General features: G+C 40.5%; 23 protein-coding genes, 4 tRNA genes and 1 other RNA gene. 14 read left to right on the top strand and 14 right to left on the bottom strand.

Annotated elements, in window-relative coordinates:
• Positions 1 to 8: 8 nt before the first annotated feature.
• Positions 9 to 2,234: a B12-binding domain-containing radical SAM protein gene (locus tag TRESU_RS12240; protein ID WP_013702508.1), complete on the bottom strand. Its 2,226-nt coding sequence runs from the start codon at positions 2,232 to 2,234 to the stop codon at positions 9 to 11.
• Positions 2,235 to 2,376: 142 nt separating this feature from the next.
• Between TRESU_RS12240 and TRESU_RS12235 the strand changes: the two genes are divergently transcribed.
• Positions 2,377 to 3,546 (top strand): MFS transporter, encoded by a 1,170-nt coding sequence (locus TRESU_RS12235; RefSeq protein ID WP_013702507.1) that lies wholly within the window; start codon positions 2,377 to 2,379, stop codon positions 3,544 to 3,546.
• Here the strand turns inward: TRESU_RS12235 and TRESU_RS12230 are convergent.
• Complete coding sequence (locus tag TRESU_RS12230) at positions 3,543 to 4,544, bottom strand: endonuclease/exonuclease/phosphatase family protein (protein WP_013702506.1); 1,002 nt, start codon at positions 4,542 to 4,544, stop codon at positions 3,543 to 3,545. The two genes, TRESU_RS12235 and TRESU_RS12230, sit on opposite strands and share 4 nt — an antisense overlap.
• A 68-nt stretch (positions 4,545 to 4,612) precedes the next feature.
• On the opposite strand from TRESU_RS12230, the gene TRESU_RS12225 reads away from it, so the two are divergent.
• The 8 genes from TRESU_RS12225 to ffs all read left to right on the top strand — a co-directional run bounded on the left by TRESU_RS12225 (position 4,613) and on the right by ffs (position 7,167).
• A complete protein-coding gene (locus TRESU_RS12225; RefSeq protein ID WP_013702505.1) occupies positions 4,613 to 5,215 on the top strand; it encodes a redox-sensing transcriptional repressor Rex in 603 nt (200 codons plus the stop codon).
• A 95-nt stretch (positions 5,216 to 5,310) separates the two neighbouring features.
• Entirely contained in the window at positions 5,311 to 6,198 is an 888-nt protein-coding gene (locus tag TRESU_RS12220; RefSeq protein ID WP_245535678.1) for an ISAs1 family transposase, read from the top strand.
• 129 nt (positions 6,199 to 6,327) lie between these two features.
• The gene (locus TRESU_RS15685) at positions 6,328 to 6,471 is read left to right on the top strand and encodes a hypothetical protein (RefSeq protein WP_245535659.1); all 144 of its coding nucleotides are present in this window, start codon (positions 6,328 to 6,330) and stop codon (positions 6,469 to 6,471) included.
• A 118-nt stretch (positions 6,472 to 6,589) separates the two neighbouring features.
• Positions 6,590 to 6,674 (top strand) — tRNA-Ser (locus tag TRESU_RS12215).
• A 24-nt stretch (positions 6,675 to 6,698) separates the two neighbouring features.
• Positions 6,699 to 6,785 (top strand) — tRNA-Ser (locus TRESU_RS12210).
• Between the two features lie 50 nt (positions 6,786 to 6,835).
• Positions 6,836 to 6,910: transfer RNA gene (locus TRESU_RS12205), tRNA-Arg, on the top strand.
• A gap of 64 nt (positions 6,911 to 6,974) precedes the next feature.
• Positions 6,975 to 7,061, top strand: a tRNA-Ser gene (locus TRESU_RS12200).
• Between the two features lie 7 nt (positions 7,062 to 7,068).
• Positions 7,069 to 7,167: signal recognition particle sRNA small type (gene ffs / locus TRESU_RS13915), an RNA gene on the top strand.
• 4 nt (positions 7,168 to 7,171) lie between these two features.
• Here the strand turns inward: ffs and lptB are convergent.
• Genes lptB through TRESU_RS12170 form a run of 6 tightly spaced genes read right to left on the bottom strand, consistent with a single transcriptional unit; the run spans position 7,172 to position 11,224 of the window.
• Positions 7,172 to 7,918: an LPS export ABC transporter ATP-binding protein gene (lptB, locus tag TRESU_RS12195; RefSeq protein WP_013702504.1), complete on the bottom strand. Its 747-nt coding sequence runs from the start codon at positions 7,916 to 7,918 to the stop codon at positions 7,172 to 7,174.
• A complete protein-coding gene (locus TRESU_RS12190; RefSeq protein ID WP_013702503.1) occupies positions 7,902 to 8,630 on the bottom strand; it encodes an LptA/OstA family protein in 729 nt (242 codons plus the stop codon). Before TRESU_RS12190 ends, lptB begins: the two co-directional genes overlap by 17 nt.
• Positions 8,620 to 9,180, bottom strand: a complete 561-nt coding sequence (gene lptC, locus TRESU_RS12185) for an LPS export ABC transporter periplasmic protein LptC (RefSeq protein WP_013702502.1) — start codon at positions 9,178 to 9,180, stop codon at positions 8,620 to 8,622. The genes TRESU_RS12190 and lptC overlap by 11 nt, the downstream gene beginning before the upstream one ends.
• 7 nt (positions 9,181 to 9,187) lie before the next feature.
• Positions 9,188 to 9,598 carry a SoxR reducing system RseC family protein gene (locus TRESU_RS12180; protein WP_013702501.1) on the bottom strand — a complete coding sequence of 137 codons (411 nt, stop codon included), beginning with the start codon at positions 9,596 to 9,598 and terminating at the stop codon, positions 9,188 to 9,190.
• A 20-nt stretch (positions 9,599 to 9,618) separates the two neighbouring features.
• The gene (locus tag TRESU_RS12175; RefSeq protein WP_013702500.1) at positions 9,619 to 10,143 is read right to left on the bottom strand and encodes a tetratricopeptide repeat protein; all 525 of its coding nucleotides are present in this window, start codon (positions 10,141 to 10,143) and stop codon (positions 9,619 to 9,621) included.
• On the bottom strand, positions 10,136 to 11,224 hold the full coding sequence (locus TRESU_RS12170) for a polyprenyl synthetase family protein (RefSeq protein WP_013702499.1): 1,089 nt from the start codon (positions 11,222 to 11,224) through the stop codon (positions 10,136 to 10,138). The genes TRESU_RS12175 and TRESU_RS12170 overlap by 8 nt, the downstream gene beginning before the upstream one ends.
• Before the next feature lie 122 nt (positions 11,225 to 11,346).
• Between TRESU_RS12170 and TRESU_RS12165 the strand changes: the two genes are divergently transcribed.
• Positions 11,347 to 12,504: an ISAs1 family transposase gene (locus tag TRESU_RS12165; RefSeq protein WP_245535656.1), complete on the top strand. Its 1,158-nt coding sequence runs from the start codon at positions 11,347 to 11,349 to the stop codon at positions 12,502 to 12,504.
• A gap of 132 nt (positions 12,505 to 12,636) precedes the next feature.
• On the opposite strand, the gene TRESU_RS12160 is transcribed toward TRESU_RS12165, so the two are convergent.
• On the bottom strand, positions 12,637 to 13,461 hold the full coding sequence (locus TRESU_RS12160; protein ID WP_013702498.1) for a hypothetical protein: 825 nt from the start codon (positions 13,459 to 13,461) through the stop codon (positions 12,637 to 12,639).
• A gap of 78 nt (positions 13,462 to 13,539) precedes the next feature.
• On the opposite strand from TRESU_RS12160, the gene TRESU_RS12155 reads away from it, so the two are divergent.
• Positions 13,540 to 14,433: a LysR substrate-binding domain-containing protein gene (locus TRESU_RS12155; protein ID WP_013702497.1), complete on the top strand. Its 894-nt coding sequence runs from the start codon at positions 13,540 to 13,542 to the stop codon at positions 14,431 to 14,433.
• 22 nt (positions 14,434 to 14,455) lie between these two features.
• Positions 14,456 to 16,033, top strand: a complete 1,578-nt coding sequence (locus TRESU_RS12150; protein WP_013702496.1) for an ATP-binding cassette domain-containing protein — start codon at positions 14,456 to 14,458, stop codon at positions 16,031 to 16,033.
• Positions 16,034 to 16,253: 220 nt separating this feature from the next.
• On the opposite strand, the gene TRESU_RS12145 is transcribed toward TRESU_RS12150, so the two are convergent.
• The 4 genes from TRESU_RS12145 to TRESU_RS12130 form a co-directional block, all read right to left on the bottom strand.
• Complete coding sequence (locus TRESU_RS12145; RefSeq protein WP_013702495.1) at positions 16,254 to 17,651, bottom strand: hypothetical protein; 1,398 nt, start codon at positions 17,649 to 17,651, stop codon at positions 16,254 to 16,256.
• Positions 17,593 to 17,835 (bottom strand): hypothetical protein, encoded by a 243-nt coding sequence (locus tag TRESU_RS12140; RefSeq protein ID WP_013702494.1) that lies wholly within the window; start codon positions 17,833 to 17,835, stop codon positions 17,593 to 17,595. The genes TRESU_RS12145 and TRESU_RS12140 overlap by 59 nt, the downstream gene beginning before the upstream one ends.
• Before the next feature lie 28 nt (positions 17,836 to 17,863).
• On the bottom strand, positions 17,864 to 18,844 hold the full coding sequence (locus tag TRESU_RS12135; protein ID WP_013702493.1) for an aldo/keto reductase: 981 nt from the start codon (positions 18,842 to 18,844) through the stop codon (positions 17,864 to 17,866).
• A 145-nt stretch (positions 18,845 to 18,989) separates the two neighbouring features.
• Positions 18,990 to 19,298 carry an isoamylase early set domain-containing protein gene (locus TRESU_RS12130; RefSeq protein ID WP_013702492.1) on the bottom strand — a complete coding sequence of 103 codons (309 nt, stop codon included), beginning with the start codon at positions 19,296 to 19,298 and terminating at the stop codon, positions 18,990 to 18,992.
• Between the two features lie 554 nt (positions 19,299 to 19,852).
• Here TRESU_RS12130 and metK point away from each other — a divergent pair.
• Complete coding sequence (gene metK / locus TRESU_RS12120) at positions 19,853 to 21,031, top strand: methionine adenosyltransferase (protein ID WP_013702491.1); 1,179 nt, start codon at positions 19,853 to 19,855, stop codon at positions 21,029 to 21,031.
• A 1-nt stretch (position 21,032) separates the two neighbouring features.
• Positions 21,033 to 21,677 carry an endonuclease III gene (gene nth, locus TRESU_RS12115; protein WP_013702490.1) on the top strand — a complete coding sequence of 215 codons (645 nt, stop codon included), beginning with the start codon at positions 21,033 to 21,035 and terminating at the stop codon, positions 21,675 to 21,677.
• Here the strand turns inward: nth and TRESU_RS12110 are convergent.
• The gene (locus TRESU_RS12110) at positions 21,667 to 22,908 is read right to left on the bottom strand and encodes a hypothetical protein (RefSeq protein ID WP_013702489.1); all 1,242 of its coding nucleotides are present in this window, start codon (positions 22,906 to 22,908) and stop codon (positions 21,667 to 21,669) included. The two genes, nth and TRESU_RS12110, sit on opposite strands and share 11 nt — an antisense overlap.
• Positions 22,909 to 22,998 lie beyond the last annotated feature (90 nt).

Genomic DNA, 22,998 nt, shown 5'->3' with positions numbered 1-22,998 from the left:
TTATTTTTCTAAAGCATTACAAGTCCTTTGCCTCTTAGCGCGCGAAGGATTTTTTTTACTTTCGGATTTTTCTGAATAAGATTTTCCATGAATGAACTGTCAAAACTTTTAGGTGAAAGGCAATAAAGCGCATGAAAAAATTCTTCTTTTTCCTGTGATGAAATATTTACAGGGATTTTAAAATCTTCATGCATATAGTTCCACAAAAACTTGTTTTCACAGAAAATGGCATTTCCTGCAAGCCAAAAAAGTTTTTTTACATTTAACGGAAAATTCCATTCTTTGTTGCGGCGTTCTTCATATTTTTCAATTGATTTTGAAATTAAGTCTTTTGGAACATTTGGACGAGGAACTTTAAATTCAAACCATTTTTCAACAGGAACATTTAAATTTTCTCTGTGCATCCAGCTTTGAAGTGCAGCATAAAGTCCGTTTCCGAATTTTGCGGATTTTTCTTCATCTTTAAAGTGCAGTCCATTTTTTGCAAATACTCCAGAATTTTTGGGAGCGAATGGATTTAAGTTTTTGTGAAGTCCTTCTTTCCATTCCGAATAAATTCTTGAATGTCTTGTTAAGACAAATTTGTGCCAGAAGCATGAGTCAAGAAGTCCTGCCGCATAAAGCTGCCGTAAAGTTTCCATGGAATTTATTGTGTCTTGCTCAGTTTCTCCAAAGTAGCCGTAAATCATGTATGCGTGAATTAAAATGCCTGCTTCCTTGAATGCACAGCACGCACTTACAATTGAATCCAAATCTGTTCCCTTGCTTATACTGTCTAAGCCTGTTCCTGTTGCAATTTCAATTCCGCCGGAAACTCCAATAAGTCCGCCGGATGATAAGAATTCTGCTATGTCACGGGAATAAATTTTTTCAAATCTTACGTTTCCCCAAAATGAAAAAGATGCGGAATGCTTTAAATTTAACTTGGAAAATTTTAACATTGCGGCTGGAGGCATTGCTTCGTCAACAAAATGAATTCCGTGTATTCCATTTTTTTCTGATTGTGATTTTAATCCGTGAAAAAGATTTTCAATTTGAACAAGCCTGTAGGATGCAACATAGTCAAGGCTTACATCGCAGAACGCGCATTTGTGCCAGTAGCATCCGTGTGCAAGATAAGCTTTCATCCAGGCTCCGTCCGACCACAAACGCTGCATTGGATTTTCATCATCGGCAACACGCGGATAAATAGAAAAATCCGTTTCTGAATAATCAGGAACAATTAACGATGTCTGCTCGTTTTCAAATTTTTCGTATTTCAAAGATGACAGCAATGGCTCTATGACTTTTTCTTTTGTAAACAGACGCATTTTGTAAATATGCTTTTCTTCTGAAATTTTTCCGTCTGGAAATACATCAAAGAAATTTTTGTATGAACCGTAGCCTCTGTCGTAGCTTATTGCATCTGCGTATTTAAAAAATGAACTATCGTTGAATTCTCTAAGCTCTGTGTTTATAAACCCGCCGCCAAAACAAATAAAAATTTTTTCGCCATATTTTTTCCGCAGATATTTTGCCGTGAAAAGAGCTGAAGTAAAAGTTCCCGCGAACGGCACAGAAATGCATACAAGCGTTTTTTTATTTTCAGTAATAGATGTTTTTGAAAACGCGGCTTCCAGAACTTCCGTGTAAAAAGTTGTCAAAATCGGTGAGTTAAGTTTTTCTTCAATTTGACTAAGAGAAGTTTCGTTTACAGCAATGCTTTCTGCGTAGCGCACGAGTGAAAAGCTTTTATCGAACGCAACTGAAATGTAGTCAGCCAAATCTTCAAGGGCAAGGCTTGCAATATTTCTTGTGTCGTTTATAGTTGGCTCTCTGTCAAGATTTTCTATGTAGTTTTCCATGCGGTTTCCGCGCGGAGTGTATGGACTTAAAATAAATCTGTGGCAAAGTTCGTGTGCGCTTGGATTTTGTTTTCCGCATAAAGTTGACATTATAAACTCAATCCATTCAATCCATAAATCGCTTTGAAAAATATATCGTCTTAAATTTTTTGCAGTTGCGAACTCTCCGTTTTTTTCTGCGGTGGAAGCAATCTTCATTGCATTTTCTTTTGAAAGTTCAAAAAGTTTTTTCAGTCCGTTTTTTGAAAAAATTGAATGTACGAGCTGCACACTTAAATCGTGCCATACGGCATTGTGTCCGTTTTTATTGAAAAAAGATTTTAAATATGCTCCAGATGGGTATGGGGAATTAAGCTGAACTAAAGGCGGCTGGATTACAATTACATTCATAACGTTATAATTTTAATTATAAGGAAAGCTGCTGTCAAATATTTTTTATGGAAGATTGTTATATCGATGCGGAAAATCGTTAAAGAAAAAAATATTTTTGTGTATTATAATTCTCTAAAAATTGCAATTAAGTGAGGTTTGTATGGCATCGCTTCTTCTTGCTGTGATTTATGTGGCTTTTATAAGTCTTGGGCTTCCTGACCCATTGCTTGGTTCTGCATGGCCTTCTATGTACAAGGATTTTGGCGTTGACATTTCTTTTGCTGGAATTATTGCGATGATTATTGCCTCAGGAACTGTTTTTTCAAGCCTTATGAGCGACTGGTTTACAAAAAAAGCCGGTGTTGGAAAAGTCATGGTGATAAGTGTGGCTACAACAGCTCTTGCGCTTTTTGGATTTTCAATAAGCACTTCATTTTGGATGCTTTGTATTTGGTCTATTCCTTATGGACTTGGAGCCGGAAGTGTGGATGCGGCACTTAATAATTATGTCGCCCTTAATTACAAAAGCCGACACATGAGCTGGCTTCATTGTATGTGGGGAGTAGGAACTGCGATTGGTCCTTCTATAATGGGATTTGCGTTGGCTGGTCAGCACGGATGGAATTATGGCTACAGATATATTGCGATTTTTCAGACTGCGCTTACGGTGATTCTTGTTGCTTCAGTTCCGCTTTGGAAAAAAAATAAAGCCCAATCTGATTTGCATGAATCTGAAAAAAATGAAAGGCCACTTTCCTTGCGTCAGATTTTTTTAATTCCAGGCGCAAAGGAAGTTATGATTGCATTTTTTTGCTACAGCACGCTTGAACAGACAACTGGACTTTGGGCAGGAAGCTATCTTGCGCTTTATGAAAATGTTTCTCCTGAAAAAGCCGCTTTTTTTGCAGGAATGTTCTACATTGGAATTACAGCAGGACGCGCCATCAGCGGATTTTTAACAATGAAAATGAATGACACTCAAATGATTCGGCTTGGACAAATTTTTGCGCTTGCAGGAGTTGTCGCAGTAATTTTGCCTTTTGGACAAATTTCCACAATTGGAGGACTTGTAACAATCGGACTTGGATGCGCGCCGATTTATCCATGCATAATACATTCCACTCCAGCGCATTTTGGAGCAGACAAGTCTCAGGCAATAATTGGAATTCAGATGGCAAGTGCTTATACCGGCACAACTTTAATGCCGCCGTTGTTTGGAATGATTGCATCAAAAACTACAATTGCTTTGTATCCTTTTTGTCTTTTACTTGCCCTTGCGCTTCTTTTTATTATGCATGAAAAACTTGTAAAGAAAACTTCGGAAGTTTAATTTAAAAGCCGTACTTTGCATACAAGCGGAAGATGGTCGCTGTATCCTCTTCCGTTCCAAAGTGAATATTTGTACGGAATTGAATTTTCGTTGCACCAAAATCCTTCTGTCGCAGGAAAAAAATCTTCAACTTCTATTTTCCCTGAATAAAAAATATTGTCTATGCGCGACCATTCTTCTCTGAAATAATAGCTTCCAGGCTCTATTAAGTTTTCATTTTCATCAAACCAAGTTGATTTTACCAAAAGTCCTTCATCGCCAAGAAGCTTTCCGTGCCAGGCTCTAAGCAGTACATTTCCGTTTTTCTTTACGCAAAAATCATTTATGTCCCGGTTGAAATCTCCAACTGCGAAAACAGCTTTGCCTTCATTTAATGCATGGCTCATAAAAAATGAAAGAACGCATTCTTCACGGTTTCGCCACTTTTCAGTTTTTTCTTCTCCTCCGCTTTTGCTTTTCCAGTGGTTTACAAAAATGCTCAAAGTTTTTTCTTTTAATTTTATTTCAATTTTTGACAAAGGTCTTGTTCGAGGCATTTTTTCATTTTCAGTTCTTATGTCGAGCGAATGCAAATTCATTTTTTGCAATGGAATTCTTGAAAGAACTCCGCACCCAATTGCGCCGCCTTCGTTTTTTGAAAAGCAAGCATATCTGTAGATTTTCCGCGGATTCCATTCGCCTGCAAGAAAATTGCTTATGTCAAAAAGAACATTTGAATTTTCAAGTTCTTCCATTATAAAAATATCAGCGTCAAGTTTTTTTATAACGGAACAAAGCCGCTTGAGCCGCTCCTTGTACATTTCCTCTCCCCAGGTTTTGCTTTTGGCGAATTCAGAATATTCTGTTCCGTCATTGTTCGCATCAAAAAAAGTCTGGACATTCCAGTTTGCAATTTTTACCTCAGACTTGCCGGAATCACAGCAGGCAAAAAACGGCAGAAATAAAATCCACAAAACAGCATAAAATTTAAATTGCTTGTTGAAATTAATTTTCCTCATAATTTCCTCCAAAAATATATATTCGAATATTTACAAAAAATGTATTAAATTGATAAAATATTTTAAAAATGAAAGACATTCCTTTGCCAACGAAACGCAGGCTTGTTCTTTTGGAGCGGCTGCTTTCAGGATATAAAGAAAAAAACATAACTTCGCAAAAAATTCAGGAGCTTACCGGCTGGACTTCTGCAGTTGTCCGTCGTGATATTTCGGCTTTAAAATTGAACTGCGGCGCAACGAACGGCTACAAGGTTGAAGAGCTAAAGTCTCATCTTGAAAAAATGTTCGGTGAAAAAAAAGAAAGCTTGCGGTGCTGCATTGTTGGTCTTGGAAGAATGGGGCAGGCACTGCTGGACACTTCGGAGCTTTATGATTCGCCATTTAAAATCGTAGCCGGATTTGACTCAAGCGTGAATAAAACTGAAGTTCTAAGTTCATCGTTTCCGCTTCATCCCACGACTTTGATGAAAAAAATTATCCATGAAGAAGAAATTTCCTATGCGATTCTTACCGTTGATTCAGATGAAGCCCAGCCGCTTACTGATTTGCTTATTGACTGCGGAATAAAGGGAATTGTGAATTACACGCCTTGTGTTTTAAAAGTTCCGATCGAAGTTCCAATAGAAAATGTAAGCCTTTTGACTGCTCTTGAAACTCTGGCTATAAACTGAAAACTTCATTTTAAAAGTTAAATTTCTGCACAGGGCAAACGCATGTAAAAATTTTTTGTTTAAATCTCTAAACTACTATTTAAAAAATGCACAAAATGGTAAAATTCCCCTTGGGTGGAATTATGCTTTTAAGAGAAAGTCTGGAAGAAATAGACGATTTTAGAGTAAAAAGGTGCAGGAAGTTTGAACTGGCTGATATTTTCCTGCTGGTTTTGTTCGGGCTGCTAAGCGGCATCAAGGACATTGAGCACATAGCTGAATGGGCGGAGGAAGCGGAAGAGTCCATCAAGGGGCTGGTGAAGTTTGAGTTCGGTCCGCCAAGTGCCGACACAATTCTCCGGGTTTTCAGAAATGTGAACGCAGATAAAATCGAGAAAGTTTTTATAAAGTGGGCTCATGGAATTTACGAGAAAGTAAAAATTGAACCGGACAGAACAATTGTTGCCATCGACGGAAAGACGATGTGCGGCTCAAACAAGGTCACGGGAGCAAAGGGAATTCACATTGTAAGTGCATGGGCAGATGAACTGTCCCTCATTCTTGGGCAGGTAAAGACAGATGAAAAGTCAAATGAAATCACTGCAATTCCTGAGCTTCTGGAACTGATTGATATAAGGGGAATGATAATCACAATCGATGCAATGGGCTGCCAGAAAAAAATCTGCGAGAAAATTAAGGAAAAAAAAGCAGACTATGTTCTTTCTTTGAAAGGAAATCAAAGCACGACACACGAAGCCGTAAAAGACTTTTTCTCTATGGATGAAAAGGAGCTTGCAAAATACGGAGTTATAAAAAGCGAAAAGGAATGTAATCCTGACCATGGACGAATTGAAAACAGGCAGTATTACCTGTGCACGAACCTGTCGTGGCTGGAGAATAAAGATGAGTGGCCGGGACTTAAGGCTGTTGCCATGGCACGGGAAGAACGGACTGTAAATAGGAAAAACTTCCACAGACATCAGGTTTTTTCTAACTTCACTTGATAACATTGAACTTGTGAAAAAATCAATTCGACTACACTGGGGAATTGAAAACCGCCTTCACTGGTGTCTTGATATGACTTTCAATGAGGACTACAAAAGGACACCGAAAGGATCATAGTCCGGAAAACAATGACAGTTATGCGCCGGCTTGCATTAAATATCTTACGCCAAGCAGAAAAACCGGAGAATAAAAAACAGGACAGTTTAAGCAAGCGCACGATCTGGTTTCGGGAAAACCGCCAGTTCCGCCAAACGGTTTTAAGGCTCCTTTAAAATTTCACACTTTCTGTAATTTTATCAGAAAGTGTTTTTACATGCGTTTGCCCTGAATTTCTGCATTAATCCTATTGACATTATGATGTGAATTTTGCTAGTATATTTCCACATTCATGGAGCGATGTCTGAGTGGTCGAAAGTACCTGTCTTGAAAACAGGCGTGCCGAAAGGTACCGGGGGTTCGAATCCCTCTCGCTCCGTCCTAAACAGAGTTTTAGGGAATTGGAGGCGTTGTAGAGCGGTTAATACAACGGTTTGCTAAACCGTCGGTTCCCTAAAGGGCCGGGCAGGTTCGACTCCTGTCGCCTCCGCTACTAAACAGGTTTTACTTGATTTAGCAGCAGAGAAAAGGTCTGTTTATGAGATTGTAGCTCAGCTGGATTAGAGCACCACCCTGCGGAGGTGGGGGTCGCACGTTCGAATCGTGTCAGTCTCAATTATATTTAGATTTCAGTTTATAAGGATTCAGCAAGAATGAATCCTTTTTTTGTTGACATTTAGGAAAGATGTCCGAGTGGTTTAAGGTACACCCTTGGAAGGGGTGCGTAGCAGAAATGTTACCGGGGGTTCGAATCCCCCTCTTTCCGATTTTGAGCCTAGATGCTCTGCACATTGCAGCTGGAAAACCCCGCCAGAGCGGGAACGCAGCAACGGTATTCAGCTTGCAGTGGTGCCGGAGATTATCTAGGCTCTTTTTTTACATTGAAAAGTCTTTTCCAAGGTAGATTTCTCGGGCTTCCTGCGATTTTAAGATTTCTTCCTTTCCGCCCGAAACCAGAATTGTTCCTGTGGAAATTATTATGGCGCGGTCGGTTATTTCCAAAGTGTCGCGCACATTGTGGTCTGTTATAAGAACGCCGATTCCTCTTTTTGCAAGCAGCCTTATGATTCCTTTTATATCCGCAACTGCAATCGGGTCTATTCCGGCAAAAGGCTCGTCTAAAAGCAGAAACTTCGGTTCTATTGCAAGCGAGCGCGCTATTTCAGTTCTGCGTCGTTCTCCGCCAGACAAAGTGTATGCCTGCTGTTTTCTTATGCGCCCGATATTGAATTCTTCAATAAGCTGGTCAAGTTCCCGCTTTTTTTCGATTCGAGTTAAATCCTTGCGTGTTTCAAGAATTGCCCAGATATTTTCTTCAACTGTAAGTTTTCTAAAAACTGAAGGTTCCTGCGGAAGGTACGAAATTCCTGCTCTTGCCCTCTTGTACATCGGAAGTTGCGTTATGCATTCTTCATCAAGAAAAACATCGCCTGCCGTTGGCTTGTAAAATCCGACAATCATATAAAAAGTTGTGGTTTTTCCAGCTCCGTTTGGTCCCAAAAGTCCAAGAACTTCCCCGGTCTGCATTGAAAAATCAACGCCCTTTACAACGCTTTTTTTTCCGAATGATTTGTATAATGAAGAAACTCTTAGCGTGTTTTTATCTTTATTCTGGGATTCCATTTTGCTCCTCCGGGATTTCTTCTTTTTCTTCCTCGTTTTCGCTGCTTTCTGTTTTTGGCTCGGCGGAATTTTTTTGCTCCGGCTTGCTTGATTCCGCAGTGGAAACAGAGCCTTTTACTCTTCCTGTGAGCGTTATTTCCTGAGTTTCCATATCAAGAAGAATTACCTGCGCGCGGAAAGTGTCTCCGTTCTGCACAATCTTCGGATTTCCGCTCATCTCCAAAGTCTGCTCGTTTTTGCTGTAGATTGCATAGGCGGAAGTGCAGACATTTTTCTTTTGCGTCAAATTCACTTGAATCTGCATGATGGCGGTTTCTTTTTTTTGGTCGTATTCAATAAGCTCAGCTTTTGCGTTTACTCCGTTTTCTATGTCCGAAAGCTCAACATTTTGCTCCAGAACCGCGATTTTTGTCTGCCTGTCGTATTTCATTCTTTCGCAGGTAAAATCCATTTTGCTTTCTGTGTTTTTACCTATAACATTTCCGCTTGCTGTTATCCGCCTGAAATTTTTTCCGGAAAGTTCTATTGTTTCCGCAGAAATTTCCATGCTTTCAGTTTTTACTTTTGCGTTGCCTTTTAGAATTGTTGTGCTGTTTTTGCTTCCGGCTTTTCCTGTCATTGAATCCGCACTGAACGTTATCTGCTCCGTGTTTGCCGTAATAGAAAAAATCAGCAATATTATATAGAACAAAATAAATTTTTTACTCTTCACTGAAATCTTCTCCGTTTGATTCATTGTCGTCAGTTGTAATTGTTCCTGTTACAGGATTTGTAAACTCAAAGCTTTTTGACGCGCCGCTCGCAGAAAATCCGCTTCCCTGAATTTCAATGTCGCTTCTGGTGAGCTTTACATTTCCGTCTTTTGTGGAAACCATCTGCTTTGTTTCTGAATTCCATTTTAGGCTTTCCGCGTTTATCTTGAAATTCTGCTCTATGCTGTCTATGAAAATTTCGTTGAACAGCGTGTAGATTTTTGTGTCGCTGTTGATTCCAAGCAAAGCGCAATATCCTTCAGTTAAAAGGTCGCCGCCTGAATTCCAAGTTTTAAATCTTGCATTTTTTGCATAAGTTGAACTGTCCTTGTACTGCTCAAGAGTCTGCGCCTGAATTTGTGTTGAAAGTTTGTTATCTTCGTATTTTTTATAGTCGGCGTCTTTAAATTCAAGTTCCGGGGAAGAATCTGTTCCGCTGGGATTTTCATCGTATTTTAAGGAACAGGAGGAAAATGCAAGGAGCAAAAGTAAAAGAACGGCTTTGGACATTTTGTGTTTACAGAACTTCGATTATTTCAGGCTTGCCGGGGATTGGAACTTTCCGTGTAACTGCAAAAACTAATGTGGAAGACAAAAGAAGAAATAAAAGCACAAACACAGCTTTTCCGTCGTTTGAAATCGATTTGCCAAAAAAACTCATTATAGGCGAGGCTGAAAAATATCCTGCGATTGCGCATAAAAACGGAATAAAAAGCGAAACGATTCCCTGAGCTGCCTGCACTTTTTTGTTCGCTCCGATGATTACAATAGAGCCGCTTGAAATTTTCATGTTCTGCGGATTTGCAATTTCAAATGCATGGTTTCGTTTGGCACATCCGGCTGAGCAGCTTGTGCATTCTTCTTTTTCAAATCTTGCGGCAAGAATTTTGTTTTCAGTTATCGACATTATAAGAGCTTTTTCGGTCATGTTTTCCTTCTTGACGGATTTTATTCAGCTTTTTTTATTGATTCAAGCATCCTATTGCATTCCTGGACGCCGGCTTGGTTGTTCAGTTCTTGGTAAGTGTCGCGCAGGTTGAACAGGGCATCGTAATAATGCGGACTAAGCGAAACCGCATGCTCAAAAAATTCTGCGGCTTCCAAATAATCTCCCTGCTGAAATCTTATGACTCCGCTTGTGTTCCAGTAATGAGGATTCACTGGATTTAGCTCAAGGCCTTTTGCGCAGTACAAAATTGCCTCATCGAATGTCTTTGCAGAAACACAAAATGAAGCAAGGCTGTCCAATGTGTCTTCGTCGTAGGGATTTATTCTATAAGCGTGTTCCATTGCGGCTTTTGCAAGTGAAATGTTTCCTGCGTCATGGTAAGTAAGTCCCAGATTGAACCATAAAAGATAATTTGAATTTTCTACAGTTATTGCGCGCTTTAAGCAGGCAATAGCATCCTCGTATTCACCTTTTGAGGCAAGATGAACTGCCTGATTATTTAGTTTTTCGCTGTTTTCAAGCATCTTTGTTTTCTGCTCCCATAAGTTCTTTTGGAATCATCGAAATAAAAAGCTCTTTTATAAGAATCGCATCCTCGTTGTCTTTTCCGAAAAGCTTAATAAAAGAGTTTCCGCCGTTAAAAATAAGCTCGATTCCTTTTTTCTTTGCTATTTCAATAGAAGAATTTTGCTCCATAAGGGTGATTGCTTTTTCCACAGCCGGACTTTCAATTCCTTCTTTTGAAGCCTGAATAAAGCACTGGCTAAGCTCCTGAGTTTTTTGCGGATTTTTCTTGTTCTGCTCAAAAAATGTAAGGACTGGAAGCGATTTTTTGCCCTCAACGATGTCGTCGCCACGCTTTTTTCCGGGATTTCCTGTTGTAAGATTTATAACATCGTCAATAATCTGGAATCCGGCTCCAATTTCAGAAGCTATAATTCCGGCTTTTTTTACAGTTTCTTCGTCTGCGTTGGAAGCAAGAGTTCCTGTCTTTGCGGCAAGAGAAGCCAATGTTCCGGTTTTGCCTTTTACCATTTTAAGATATTCCTGTACGGAAGGAACTTTTGTATTGTCCCTGTGCCAAGCTATGTCCATTGCCTGCCCTAAATGAAGCCGTCTAAGCTCCATAAGATAGTTGCTGTAAAGCCTATTTTTAAGCTCTATAGAGCAATTTAATTTCTCTATGCAGAGCGGAGCTTCAAAATATAGCCATGAGCCTGCGTTTATTGCAGTGTCGATTCCATAAGTTATGTATGCGGCTGGTTTTCCGCGGCGGACAGGAGAACTGTCTTCAATATCGTCATGGATAAGGCTTGCAGTATGCACAAATTCAACAAGAGGAGCGAGCAAATATGCTGCTTCCTGCGATTTTTCTTTATCTTTGGCACAAGCACGCGCGCATAAAACCAAAAGTAACGGCCGCCATCTTTTTCCGCCCAAATCCACCAAAGAGCGAGTTGTTTCTATAAGCGGAAAAATGTGCTTGGAGTCTATGTTTTCGTTTCCAAATGAAAATTTTTTCCATTCGCTGTTTGCTTCAAGCGGAAGAAAGTTTTTTATAGAAGACTCAATCTGTTCCAAATGCGCCAAAAAATGCTTATTCATAGAATACAATAATAACTGAGGTTGCTTCAAAAGTCTATGGCTATTTGGAAATAGGACAGGGCAAACGCATGTAAAAATTTTTTGTTTTAAATCTCTAAACTACTATTTAAAAAATGCACAAAATGGTAAAATTCCCCTTGGGTGGAATTATGCTTTTAAGAGAAAGTCTGGAAGAAATAGACGATTTTAGAGTAAAAAGGTGCAGGAAGTTTGAACTGGCTGATATTTTCCTGCTGGTTTTGTTCGGGCTGCTAAGCGGCATCAAGGACATTGAGCACATAGCTGAATGGGCGGAGGAAGCGGAAGAGTCCATCAAGGGGCTGGTGAAGTTTGAGTTCGGTCCGCCAAGTGCCGACACAATTCTCCGGGTTTTCAGAAATGTGAACGCAGATAAAATCGAGAAAGTTTTTATAAAGTGGGCTCATGGAATTTACGAGAAAGTAAAAATTGAACCGGACAGAACAATTGTTGCCATCGACGGAAAGACGATGTGCGGCTCAAACAAGGTCACGGGAGCAAAGGGAATTCACATTGTAAGTGCATGGGCAGATGAACTGTCCCTCATTCTTGGGCAGGTAAAGACAGATGAAAAGTCAAATGAAATCACTGCAATTCCTGAGCTTCTGGAACTGATTGATATAAGGGGAATGATAATCACAATCGATGCAATGGGCTGCCAGAAAAAAATCTGCGAGAAAATTAAGGAAAAAAAAGCAGACTATGTTCTTTCTTTGAAAGGAAATCAAAGCACGACACACGAAGCCGTAAAAGACTTTTTCTCTATGGATGAAAAGGAGCTTGCAAAATACGGAGTTATAAAAAGCGAAAAGGAATGTAATCCTGACCATGGACGAATTGAAAACAGGCAGTATTACCTGTGCACGAACCTGTCGTGGCTGGAGAATAAAGATGAGTGGCCGGGACTTAAGGCTGTTGCCATGGCACGGGAAGAACGGACTGTAAATGGAAAAACTTCCACAGACATCAGGTTTTTTCTAACTTCACTTGATAACATTGAACTTGTGAAAAAATCAATTCGACTACACTGGGGAATTGAAAACCGCCTTCACTGGTGTCTTGATATGACTTTCAATGAGGACTACAAAAGGCACCGAAAGGATCATAGTCCGGAAAACATGACAGTTATGCGCCGGCTTGCATTAAATATCTTACGCCAAGCAGAAAAACCGGAGAATAAAAAACAGGACAGTTTAAGCAAGCGCACGATCTGGTTTCGGGAAAACCGCCAGTTCCGCCAAACGGTTTTAAGGCTCCTTTAAAATTTCACACTTTCTGTAATTTTATCAGAAAGTGTTTTTACATGCGTTTGCCCTGGGAAATAGGAAAAGGAATTAAGATACTCCGGGCAAGCCGGAGCATGACATAATTTTAGACCTGGAATGAAATCAGTTTTAGTAAGTATAAGAAAAGTCTTCTATGCGGGAAAGCTCGTTTACCGTTGTTCCGAATTTTTCTGCGACATCGTAGTAGCTTATTCTTACAGGATTTCCCAATGCGTCATTCTTGTAAATGCGGCGTTCTTTGATTTTTCCGTTTTCGTAAACCTGAATTTCTGTAAGGAAGTCGTTTGCGTCATAGCGGAAAGCAACTTTGTTTGTGCAGTTTCCTTCCTCGTCAAAAGTTTCTATTGCGGAGATTTTTTTTGATTCTGTAAATGAATAGCTTCTTGAAAGGCTGAATGTTCCGTCTCCGTTGTATTCGGTTTCCTGAACAGGAATTCCGTCGTCATCCAAAGTCTGGATTATGCGCATATAGAGTTTTCCGTCTTTGTCGTAGTTGCTTTGTGTAACTTTTTTGCCTTCATATTTATAAATTGTCTTTGAGCTAAGGTTGCCTGAGTCACTTTCTGTAACTGTGTACGACTTGATTTTTGAGTCAACGCCGTATTCGTATTCAGTCTTAAGTTCGGCTGAAGAGGCAATGTCTGAATAGGTAAAGCCTTCAAGTTTTTTTGCATCGTAAACGTATGTAGTTTTTGTTATAAGCTCGTCTTTTGCGTTCAAAAGTGAAAATTCTGTTTCAAGTCCTTTACTGAATTTGTGAATTTCTTTTTCTGAAACAGAGCGGAAATATTCACCGAACTTAGAAGTTACAGAATAATTTGTCTTTGTGTAGGAAGAAACATTTCCGGCTGGAGTGAATCCAGTTGAAAAATTGTCGGCAAAAGCAGAAAATGCTGAAAGTACAGCAATAGCGAAAAAAGCGGTTTTTTTCATAAGTCCCCCAAGTGTTAAAAGTGTAAATTTATCTTCTTGATTATCGACTAAAAAACGAAAAATTTTTATAGTAAATGCATGGATTTTTTTGAGCTTAAGGCTTTTGTTTCCGTGGCGAAGAATCTGCATTTTGCTCGTGCCGCAAATGAAATCAATTTAAGTCCTTCCGCATTAAGCCGGCTTATTTCAAGGCTGGAAGAAGAGACAGGCGCGGAGCTTTTTGACAGAAGAAGCAAGGATATATTTCTTACAGAAAAAGGTAGGAAATTTCTTGGATTTGCTTCAAAGTGTGTGGAAGAAAAAGAGAATCTTGTAAATGAATTTTCGCAGATAAAGGACAGTGTTTGTGGAACTCTTCATGTTTATGCTAGCGTTACAGCGTGCTACACGATAATGCCTCCGTTCATAAAGAAGCTTTCTGCAAAGTATCCGGCGGTTCATCTTTCCGTGGAAACAGGAGATCCTGCCGGGGCTGTGAGCGCGGTAAGGGAAGGTAGGGCTGAACTTGCGGTTGCGGCGATTCCAGATGAACGGTCTGCTTTTTTTGACTGCATTTCCGTGTGCCGAAGTCCTCTTGTGTTTGCCGCCGCTTTGAACGGTCCTTATGTTGACGTGCAGGGAAGTCCGCAGGACATAGTTTCCACAGTGCCTTTGATTTTGCCCAAAGCCGGACTTGCTCGCAAAAGATTCGATTCCTGGATAAAAAGCCGAAATGTTCATCCGGAGGTTGCCGCGGAAACAGAAGGAAACGAAGCTGTAATGGCTCTTGCCGCTCTTGGACTTGGAATAGGACTTGTTCCGAAGATTGTCCTTGAAAACGGACCGTACAAAGAAGGCTTTGTGTCGCATAACGCAGGAAACGCGCTGGGATTTTATGACATAGGTTTTATTCAAAAGGCAAAAATTACAGGAAGTGAAAGCGCAAGAAAAATCCGCATTGCAGTAAATGAAATATTGCATTCGCAGGCATAGTTTATAAATTTGGAGAATACTTATGGAAAAAGATTTGATTCGCATTGATAAATGCCAGGTAAGAAAAGGCGGCTCTGTTTTAATTCCGCGGATTGACTGGACAATGAAAGAGGGCGAAGCCTGGCTTGTTACAGGTCCTAACGGCGGCGGAAAGGCTGACTTTATAAAAGCGTTGTATGGCTCTTTGGAATTCTATCCGGAACAGGGAGGCTCGTTCTATTCTGAATTTGCAAAAAGCACGGCTGTAGTTTCACTTGAAGAAGCCGCAAAGTTAATAGAAGAAGAACGAGAGAGGGACGAAAGCGAATACTTGGACAAAATAGACATAGGAAGAACCGGCCGTGAATATATTTACGAAGTGATTGGCGGTGCAAAAAATAAATCAGAGCCTCTTGCAAAGGACGCATATAAGCTTGAAACATTTCCGCAGGTAAAACTTTGCGGCGTGGAAAAAATTCTTGACCGCGGACTTCGCTTTATGTCTACCGGGGAAATAAGGCGCACGCTTTTGTGCCGTTCACTTTTGTCTGGAGCCAAACTGCTTGTCTTGAGCGATCCTTTTGCGGGGCTTGATGCCGAATCACGTTCAATTCTAATGGAATTTTTCAACATGATTTTAAAGCGGCAGACTGAAAATTCCGGAACAGATTTTCCGCGCATAATTTTGTGTATGGAGCGGTTTACTGAAATTCCTGAAAAAATAAACCGCGTGCTTGAGTTTTCAGATAAAAAAATTTCCTTCTGCGCAAGCCGTTCTGAATACGAAAATCTCCTTGAAGCTAGAAACGCAGAAAAAAAATCAGTCCGTGAAAAAGAAAGGCAGGAATTTCTTTGCGAGCTAAAAAGAATCCGCAGTGAAAGCAACGCCGCCTTGGAAACAGAGGAATTTTCCGAAGTGCCGGAAAGTCTCATAAAATTCGAGGATGTGAATGTTGGCTGGGACGACCACAAGGTTCTTGTAAACTTAAACTGGGAGGTTAAAAAAGGTGAGCATTTTCTTGTAAGAGGACCAAACGGCTCTGGAAAAACCACAATCATGGAACTTATAACGGGCGACAATATGCAAGTGTTCCGCGAAAAAGTCTACTTATTTGGAAGCCGGCGCGGTTCAGGCGAATCAATTTGGGACATAAAAAAACATCTTGGAATTGTAAGCTACAGGCTTCATGTGGAATACAGAATGGTTGGTGGAACTGATTTGCAGAGTGTGATTGTAAGCGGATTCAAAGACAGCATTGGACTTTACGAGCCTGCCACGGATTTTGAACTTGCAATGGCAAATGCTTGGCTTAAACTTGCAGGATTTTCCGGTCGCGAAAAGGAATCGTTTGGCTCTTTAAGCTACGGAGAGCAGCGCGCAATTCTGATTCTTAGAGCCGCAGTAAAGTCGCCTCGTGTTCTTATTTTGGATGAGCCTTGCCACGGACTTGACGAAAACTACCGCGGAAAAATCCTAGACCTTCTTGAAACCGTTGCGGAAACAGGAACAACAACGCTCCTGCATGTAACCCACGAGCCTTCAGAAGTCCTTGCTTGCGAAAAAAACATACTAGAGCTTTGCCCCGGCCAATCCCCAATGTATAAGATTTTGCATAAATAGCCCAAACTTCGAGTTTTATGATTTTATGTCATTATCGGGCTTGACCCTGCGATGTTTCTGAAAGAAACTCGGTTGATAATCTATTGAAAATTTTTAACAGATTCCTGACCGAGTTTACTGCAATGTTTTGCTTGTCAAAATAGTCTTTGCAAGGGGGGGTGTTACAAGCACATAACAGTAGGGCTGCCCTGTGCTTATAATCATCGTAGTAAAATGTTTTCTATTCTTCATCTGAAGAATAGGATGAAGAAAAGCCATCTATAGAAGAAATATTTCCGCTTATATAAAGTCTTTTGAAGTCTAGGTTGTTTAGTTCTGTAACATTGGTTATTGCAAAGTCGTAAAGATTTACTGTAACAACTCTGTCATGCTGGAACATATTTCCGTTCTTTTTGTTTTTGTAGTCTGGAAGTATTATGTTTGCACCGCAGTCCGCAATTGCAAGTTCTTTTGGTTTTATCGCAACGAAACGTTCTGCGCCATAAAATTTCTTTGAACTTTCTGAAAGTTTTGGAATATATGCCTTTATTGAGTTTATTTGATAGATTGCATTTGTATTATTGTAGAGATTATTGCTGTCGTTATTCAGTTTTGAGCTGATTGTTCTTGCGGAATTTGTCCAGCCCAAGATGTCTTCTACTTCAAACCCTGAATCTGTGCCTAAAATCTTTAAAATTGCTCCACGGCTTTTTACAGTATCGCCATCATTTATTGTATGACCAGTGAGTTTTTCTATATCTGAAATCAGCACATAAACATAACCGTCATACAAAATAGCTATGTCGTTGATTGTGCCTGCAACGCCCATTTGCTCTGTGGACTGCGCCGTTCCTTTTGCTGTGATTGAAAAGCCTGAATCATTGCTGCCCGTGATTGTTCCACGCTGAAGGTACGATGTGCCGCTGTTCGTGTATGCAATGTAAATATCGCTGCCCTGAATTGCAAAAGCCGTGTAACTTGCCCTGGAAACAGAAAAATTTGTGGAATATAATGAAGTCGCTGATGAAATTGTGGAAATAAAGTTTGTTGAAGGTTCTGTTATTTGTAAAAGTTTTAGTTCGCCACTGGAAGAATCATATCCGCCTATCCATAGACAATCTGTGCTATCATCAAAATACAAAGGGTCTTTTACGGATGTGCTAGTAAATTTAATGTCATAAGGTCCTGAGCCTTTCCCTTTATAGTAAATAAAATTTGTTCTATTAAATTGACTATCAGCGTTTTCTATATAGTAGATATAATATGCATAAAAAGATTCTGCAAATCCTAGAATAGTCGAATTGCCAGGTTTGTTTGAGCTAACGGAATCAATATTATTTATAGTTAAATCACTTGTTATAGAGTTAAACTCATCATAATAATATTTAGAATTATAAACATTCCATAAATAATATTTTTGATAATTAATTACATCTCTATTGCTAGCTAGTATCATTAAAATTGTTTTTTCTGCGGTTTCGCCGGCTACGACCTTTACTTCTATGCTTCCGCTTCCTATGCGTATTCCGTCTGAATCAAACGCTTCGGCTTTTACTGTGTATGTGGCAGGCTCAAGCTCATCAAATGTAATTACCCCCCCCCAGTTCCGTGGTCTGCGAGTCGATAACTTCTTTGTCAAGGATTATGCTTACTTTGTAAGAACTGGCGTTGCTCTTGTTAAAAGTGTAAAGCCCGCGCTCCTCTCCCGGAACTGTTATTCGTATTGCGCCTTCTTTTCCGTTTGAGCTGTTCATGTTCATGCAAGATACAAGAGCAAGGATTAGTACCGGCAAAAATGCAAATGAAAATTTCTTAATGTTCATAAAATCCTCCTAGGCTTAATTTTGGGTTTTACATTTCACTGCTGAACGGTTCGGCGTGAACACATTTCATGTTTTTTTCAAGTTGCTCTGTGGAACTTGCACCAACCAGCACGCTTGTTACACCTTTCTGGCTAAGAATCCAGGACAAAGCCATTTCTGCAAGAGTTTCATTGCGTTTGCCTGCCTGCTCATTCCATGCCTTTAGTTTTTTCAGAAGTTCTGGAGTCAAGTCCTTGCTTTTTAGAAAATGTTCCTTTGCCATTCTGCTGTCAGAAGGAATTCCGTTAAGGTAGCGGTCTGTAAGCAAGCCTTGCGCCAGTGGAGAAAATGAAATGAATCCAATTCCATGCTCGGCGCAGTAGTCAAGAATGCCTTCCTCTTTCGGAGAGCGGTCAAGAAGATTCAGTCTGCCCTGATAAATAAGAAGCGGAACATCCCGTTCGCGAAGATATTTGTCGGCGAATTTCAATGCTTCAAGCGGCCAGCGGCTTAAACCCAGATAAAGGGCTTTTCCTTGCTTTACAATATCCGCCATTGCCTGCAAAGTTTCTTCCAAAGGTGTGTCCGGATCGTAGCGGTGGCTGTAGAATAAGTCTACATATTCAAGATTCATGCGCTTTAAGCTTTGGTCAAGGCTTGCTGTAAGATACTTGCGCGAACCCCAGTTTCCGTAAGGCCCCTCCCACATATCATAGCCGGCTTTTGTTGAAATAAAAAGTTCATCGCGGTAAGGTCGAAAGTCGTCTTTTATGAGACTGCCCATTGTTTCTTCTGCGCTGCCATAAGGAGGACCGTAGTTGTTTGCAAGGTCAAAATGATTTATTCCGTGGTCAAACGCAAAGTGTGTGATTTTCCGGCTGCGTTCATAAGAGTCGTTTCCGCCGAAGTTGTGCCAAAATCCTAGGCTTACTTTGGGCAAGAGAATTCCGCTTTTTCCGCATCTATTGTATAAAGCTTGGGAGTCATCATAGCGGCGGGTGTCTGCTGTATAGATTCCTTTTAAGTCCATGCGCATCTCCTTTTATACATTATAATGAGTTGTTCTGGAATTTCCACTTTTTTGCGTGTTTTTGCAGATTTTATAAAAAAAAAGCTGCCCTTTGAAGTTTTCTTCACTTGGACAGCTTGTATAAAGTAAAAGATTTTAAGCTAGCTTAGCAGATTACAACAGAATTATCTGTGTGTGAGAATGGAGCAGGAATGTACTTGTCCGCCGCCCAGTCATTTTCCCAGTGCTTTCCGTCAAGAAGATAGCGGAACTGATATTCTTTTCCGGCTTCAAGAGGAATTTTTACAGAGAAAGAACCGTCTTTGCCTTTTTTCAACGGAGTTTCTGTGCTGCTCCAGCTGTTAAAGTCTCCTGCGATTGAAACTTTTTCTGCGCCGTGTGCTGCTTCCTGAGAAACAGAAAAAGTTACGTTACAAGTTTTCTTGTCTTTGGAATAAGACTTTTTCAGTGACATTTCATGTCTCCTTATTATAAAAACAATTTGATAAAAACAACAATTGCCGGATAGAAAATAACGCATATATATGCATTGTTTCCGCTCCTTTGCTATATTCATATATTATATAATATTTCAAATGTAATCAAGAGCATGAATAAAAACGTTCAAGGGAAAAATACTCCCTTAGAAGATTGTCTTTCTGAAAATGAAGTTGAGTGGTAACAATGTATCTCATAAAATATGACAGACAAGCGGCAACGGTATTTAATAGCCTTTTAGGCATCATAAAAGATTTCCACTCAAATTGCCATTTAAATACTGTACTAAATGCCTCCTTATTAGTGCGCTCATCAACACCCATTTAGTGCAGTAATTGCCTCATTGTTAGAGCACTAATCGGCACCTTATTACTGTAATTTTAGAAGCTAAAGGTGAAAAAAAAATTTCCCTTGCTTGTTTTTGTGCTTTTGATTATATTGTTTTGAACAAATTATCCGCTGATTTATCCAAATTGCAGGCGGAACAGTTTTCTTGTGGAACTGAAACTTGCTAAACAGGAGGCTCTAAAAATGAGCGCTGTCTTATCGAAAAATCATTATTTATTTACTTCGGAATCCGTGGGGGAAGGTCACCCGGACAAAGTTTGCGACCAGATTTCAGATGGAATTCTTGATGAATGTCTGCGTCAGGATCCAGAAAGCCATGTTGCCTGCGAAACTTTTGCATCCCAGGCTCTTATTCTTGTAGGCGGTGAACTTTCTACAAATGCTCACATTGATGTTCAGAAAGTTGCATACAATGTTGTTCAGAGAATCGGCTACACAAATCCAGACTACGGCTTGGACTGCAATTCCATGGCTGTTCTTAATATGATTCATTCCCAGTCGTCGGATATAAATCAGGGAGTTTTAGGAAAAGGCCTTGATGAATTCAAAGGTCAGCAGGGCGCGGGAGATCAGGGAATGATGTTCGGCTTTGCCTGCAAGGAAACGCCTGAGCTTATGCCCGCTCCTATTATGTTTGCCCACAAGCTTATGAGAAAATCCGCAGAGCTAAGAAAAAGCGGCGAAGTCAAATGGATGCGCCCGGATTCAAAAAGCCAGGTTACAATTGAATATGAAGGCCACCGTCCTGTAAGAATTGACACTGTTGTTATAAGCCAGCAGCACGATGCGGGAATCAGCTATGACGAAATAAAATCCACTGTAATGGAAAAAATAATAAAGCCAGTTCTTGAGCCTGCAGGGCTTTTGGATTCCAGCACAAAGTATTTTATAAATCCTACAGGCCAGTTTATAATCGGTGGCCCTGTTGGAGACACTGGTCTTACAGGCAGAAAAATAATTGTTGATACTTACGGCGGAATGGGACGGCACGGCGGCGGAGCTTTCAGCGGAAAAGATCCTAGCAAGGTTGACCGTTCTGGAGCATACATGGCGCGCTACATTGCCAAGAACATTGTTGCCGCGGATTTGGCGGAACGATGCGAAGTTCAGCTTGCTTATGCGATTGGAGTTCCGTTCCCTGTTTCTGTTCTAGTTGAAACTTTTGGGACTGGAATTGTTCCTGACTGCCAGATTGCGGATGCTGTAAAAAAAGTTTTCGACTGCACTCCAGCTGGAATAACAAAGACATTCAACCTCAAGCGTCCTATTTATTCCAAGACAGCTTCTTACGGCCACTTTGGAAATTCAGAGTTTCCGTGGGAACAGACAGACAAAGCCGCGCTTCTAAAGAAAGAGTTCTAGCTTGAAACTTTTAACTCCGCAGCAGATTTCGCAAGTCTTTCTGCGGTTTCAAAAATTGAATCCTTCTCCAGAAACTGAGCTTGTTGCTCCGAACGCTTTTTGTCTTTTGGTGAGCGTGGTTCTTTCCGCGCAGACTACGGATAAAGCCGTGAACAAAGCAACCGAGTCGCTTTATAAAGTCGCCTATACGCCTGAACTTATGCTTGCTCTTGGTGAAGAAAAAATAAGGGGCTTTATAAAGTCAATCGGGCTTTACAAGAACAAGGCAAAGCACGTTGTGGGCTTGAGCAAAATGCTTGTGGAAAAATTCAATTCGCAAGTTCCAGACAACAGGGAAGACCTTGAGTCATTGCCGGGCGTGGGAAGAAAAACCGCGAATGTTATTCTGAATGTTGTCTACCACAAGCCCACAATGCCGGTAGATACGCATCTGCTTAGAATCTGCCCCAAGATTGGACTTGCCCAAGGCTCAACTCCTCTTGAAGTTGAACGTTCCTTGCTTGAACGCATTCCCTCTGAATTTATGATGCACGCCCACCACTGGCTTATCTTGCACGGACGCTATATTTGCACAGCGAGAAGCCCCAAGTGCGCGGAATGCCCGATAAACGACCTGTGCCTTCACAACGAAAACTTTACCAAGTAAGTCCGATTCCTGCCGTGTACGAGCCGAACTTTTCCGTTTCCTCGTCTTTTACAGAAGCGTTTACGTTGTTGCTCCAATTGTAGCTGTACTCAAGATTCAGCATGAATTTTCCAAGCTTAAAATCTATTCCGGCTCCGGTTTTAAATACAACGTGGTCGTCTGTGCGTGCGTAAACTGAAGTTTGACCGTAAGGCCGGATGTGAGTTCCAAGGTTCAAGTTTAATCCGAAGATTCCGCCGAAAGAATAAACGGGAACATTTTCGTTAAGCGAAGGCAAGTCTATTCCGGCTGAAATTCCTGCGAAGATAAATTTTCCAAGTCCAAGCGTAAGAGTTCCGTACATATTGTCAAGCTTGTACGAAGCAAAGTCTGTGTTTGAAAAATCAATGTTGTCCGTGGAAGTTTCCGCGCTTACGTAAAAGGAGCGTCTTCCTTTTTGCTCGGTGAATATTATGTCTTTTTTCTTTGCTTTTTCTGTAGAAGCGTTTTTGTTTTCGTCCTTTAGAAGCTTTTTTATGCGCGCGCTGTTTCTTTCAATCTGTTTTTCTGTTCTGAATTCTTTTTCTTCTGCGAATGTAAAAAAATCCTTGCTCTGCGTTTCGTCTATTGTGATTATTGCCCGCGGACGTTTTGAATTTTTGTAGATTTTTAGCGCGGCCGGCTCGAATCTGTATTCGCTTGCTCCATGCCAGTGCGTAAGTTTAAATGTAAGCTCCGCATAAAAGAATTTTTCCCCGGAACGGATTCTGGTTTCGTAGTCGTTTATGTAATATTCATAGTCGCGCCGCTGGTATTCAGTCATTTGCGGTTCTGGAACGTATTTTTTTTCCATTGCGTCGGAATACATGATGTCTACGCTGCGCTCATAGCTTATTTTTCCGCCGAAGAAAAATGCCTGAATTTCCGTGGGCCATTTTGTTTCTACAAGGCTGTATTCTCCTATGGAAAACTGCATTTCTCCGTTAAGCGAGTTTACGGTGTATTCATCTCCTTCAAGAACCTGGTAAAGAAGGTTTAACGCGTCCATTTCCTCGTCAGAAAAAAATCCGCTTGGACTTGAGCTTAGAATTCCGCTTTTAAATTCTTCGATTGCAGAAAGCCTGTCCTGCGCGTCCTTTAATGTGGCGGCAAAAATTCCTGCGGAAAATATTAAAACTGCGGCGAATCCCAAAAGCCTTTTCATTTGTCCAAAACCTTGCGCCATTATAGTGCATTGCGCGTTTTTTTTCATAGAGGAGAATTTTTTGTGAAATGATAAATTTTGCATAAATATACAGGAATAAATAATATTCTCCAAGAATATTGTATATTCCTGAAAAAT

This window comes from Treponema succinifaciens DSM 2489, assembly GCF_000195275.1.
GTDB lineage: Bacteria > Spirochaetota > Spirochaetia > Treponematales > Treponemataceae > Treponema_D > Treponema_D succinifaciens.
Note: the sequence above shows the minus strand (reverse complement) of the source record. Positions and strands in the feature narration are given on the sequence as shown.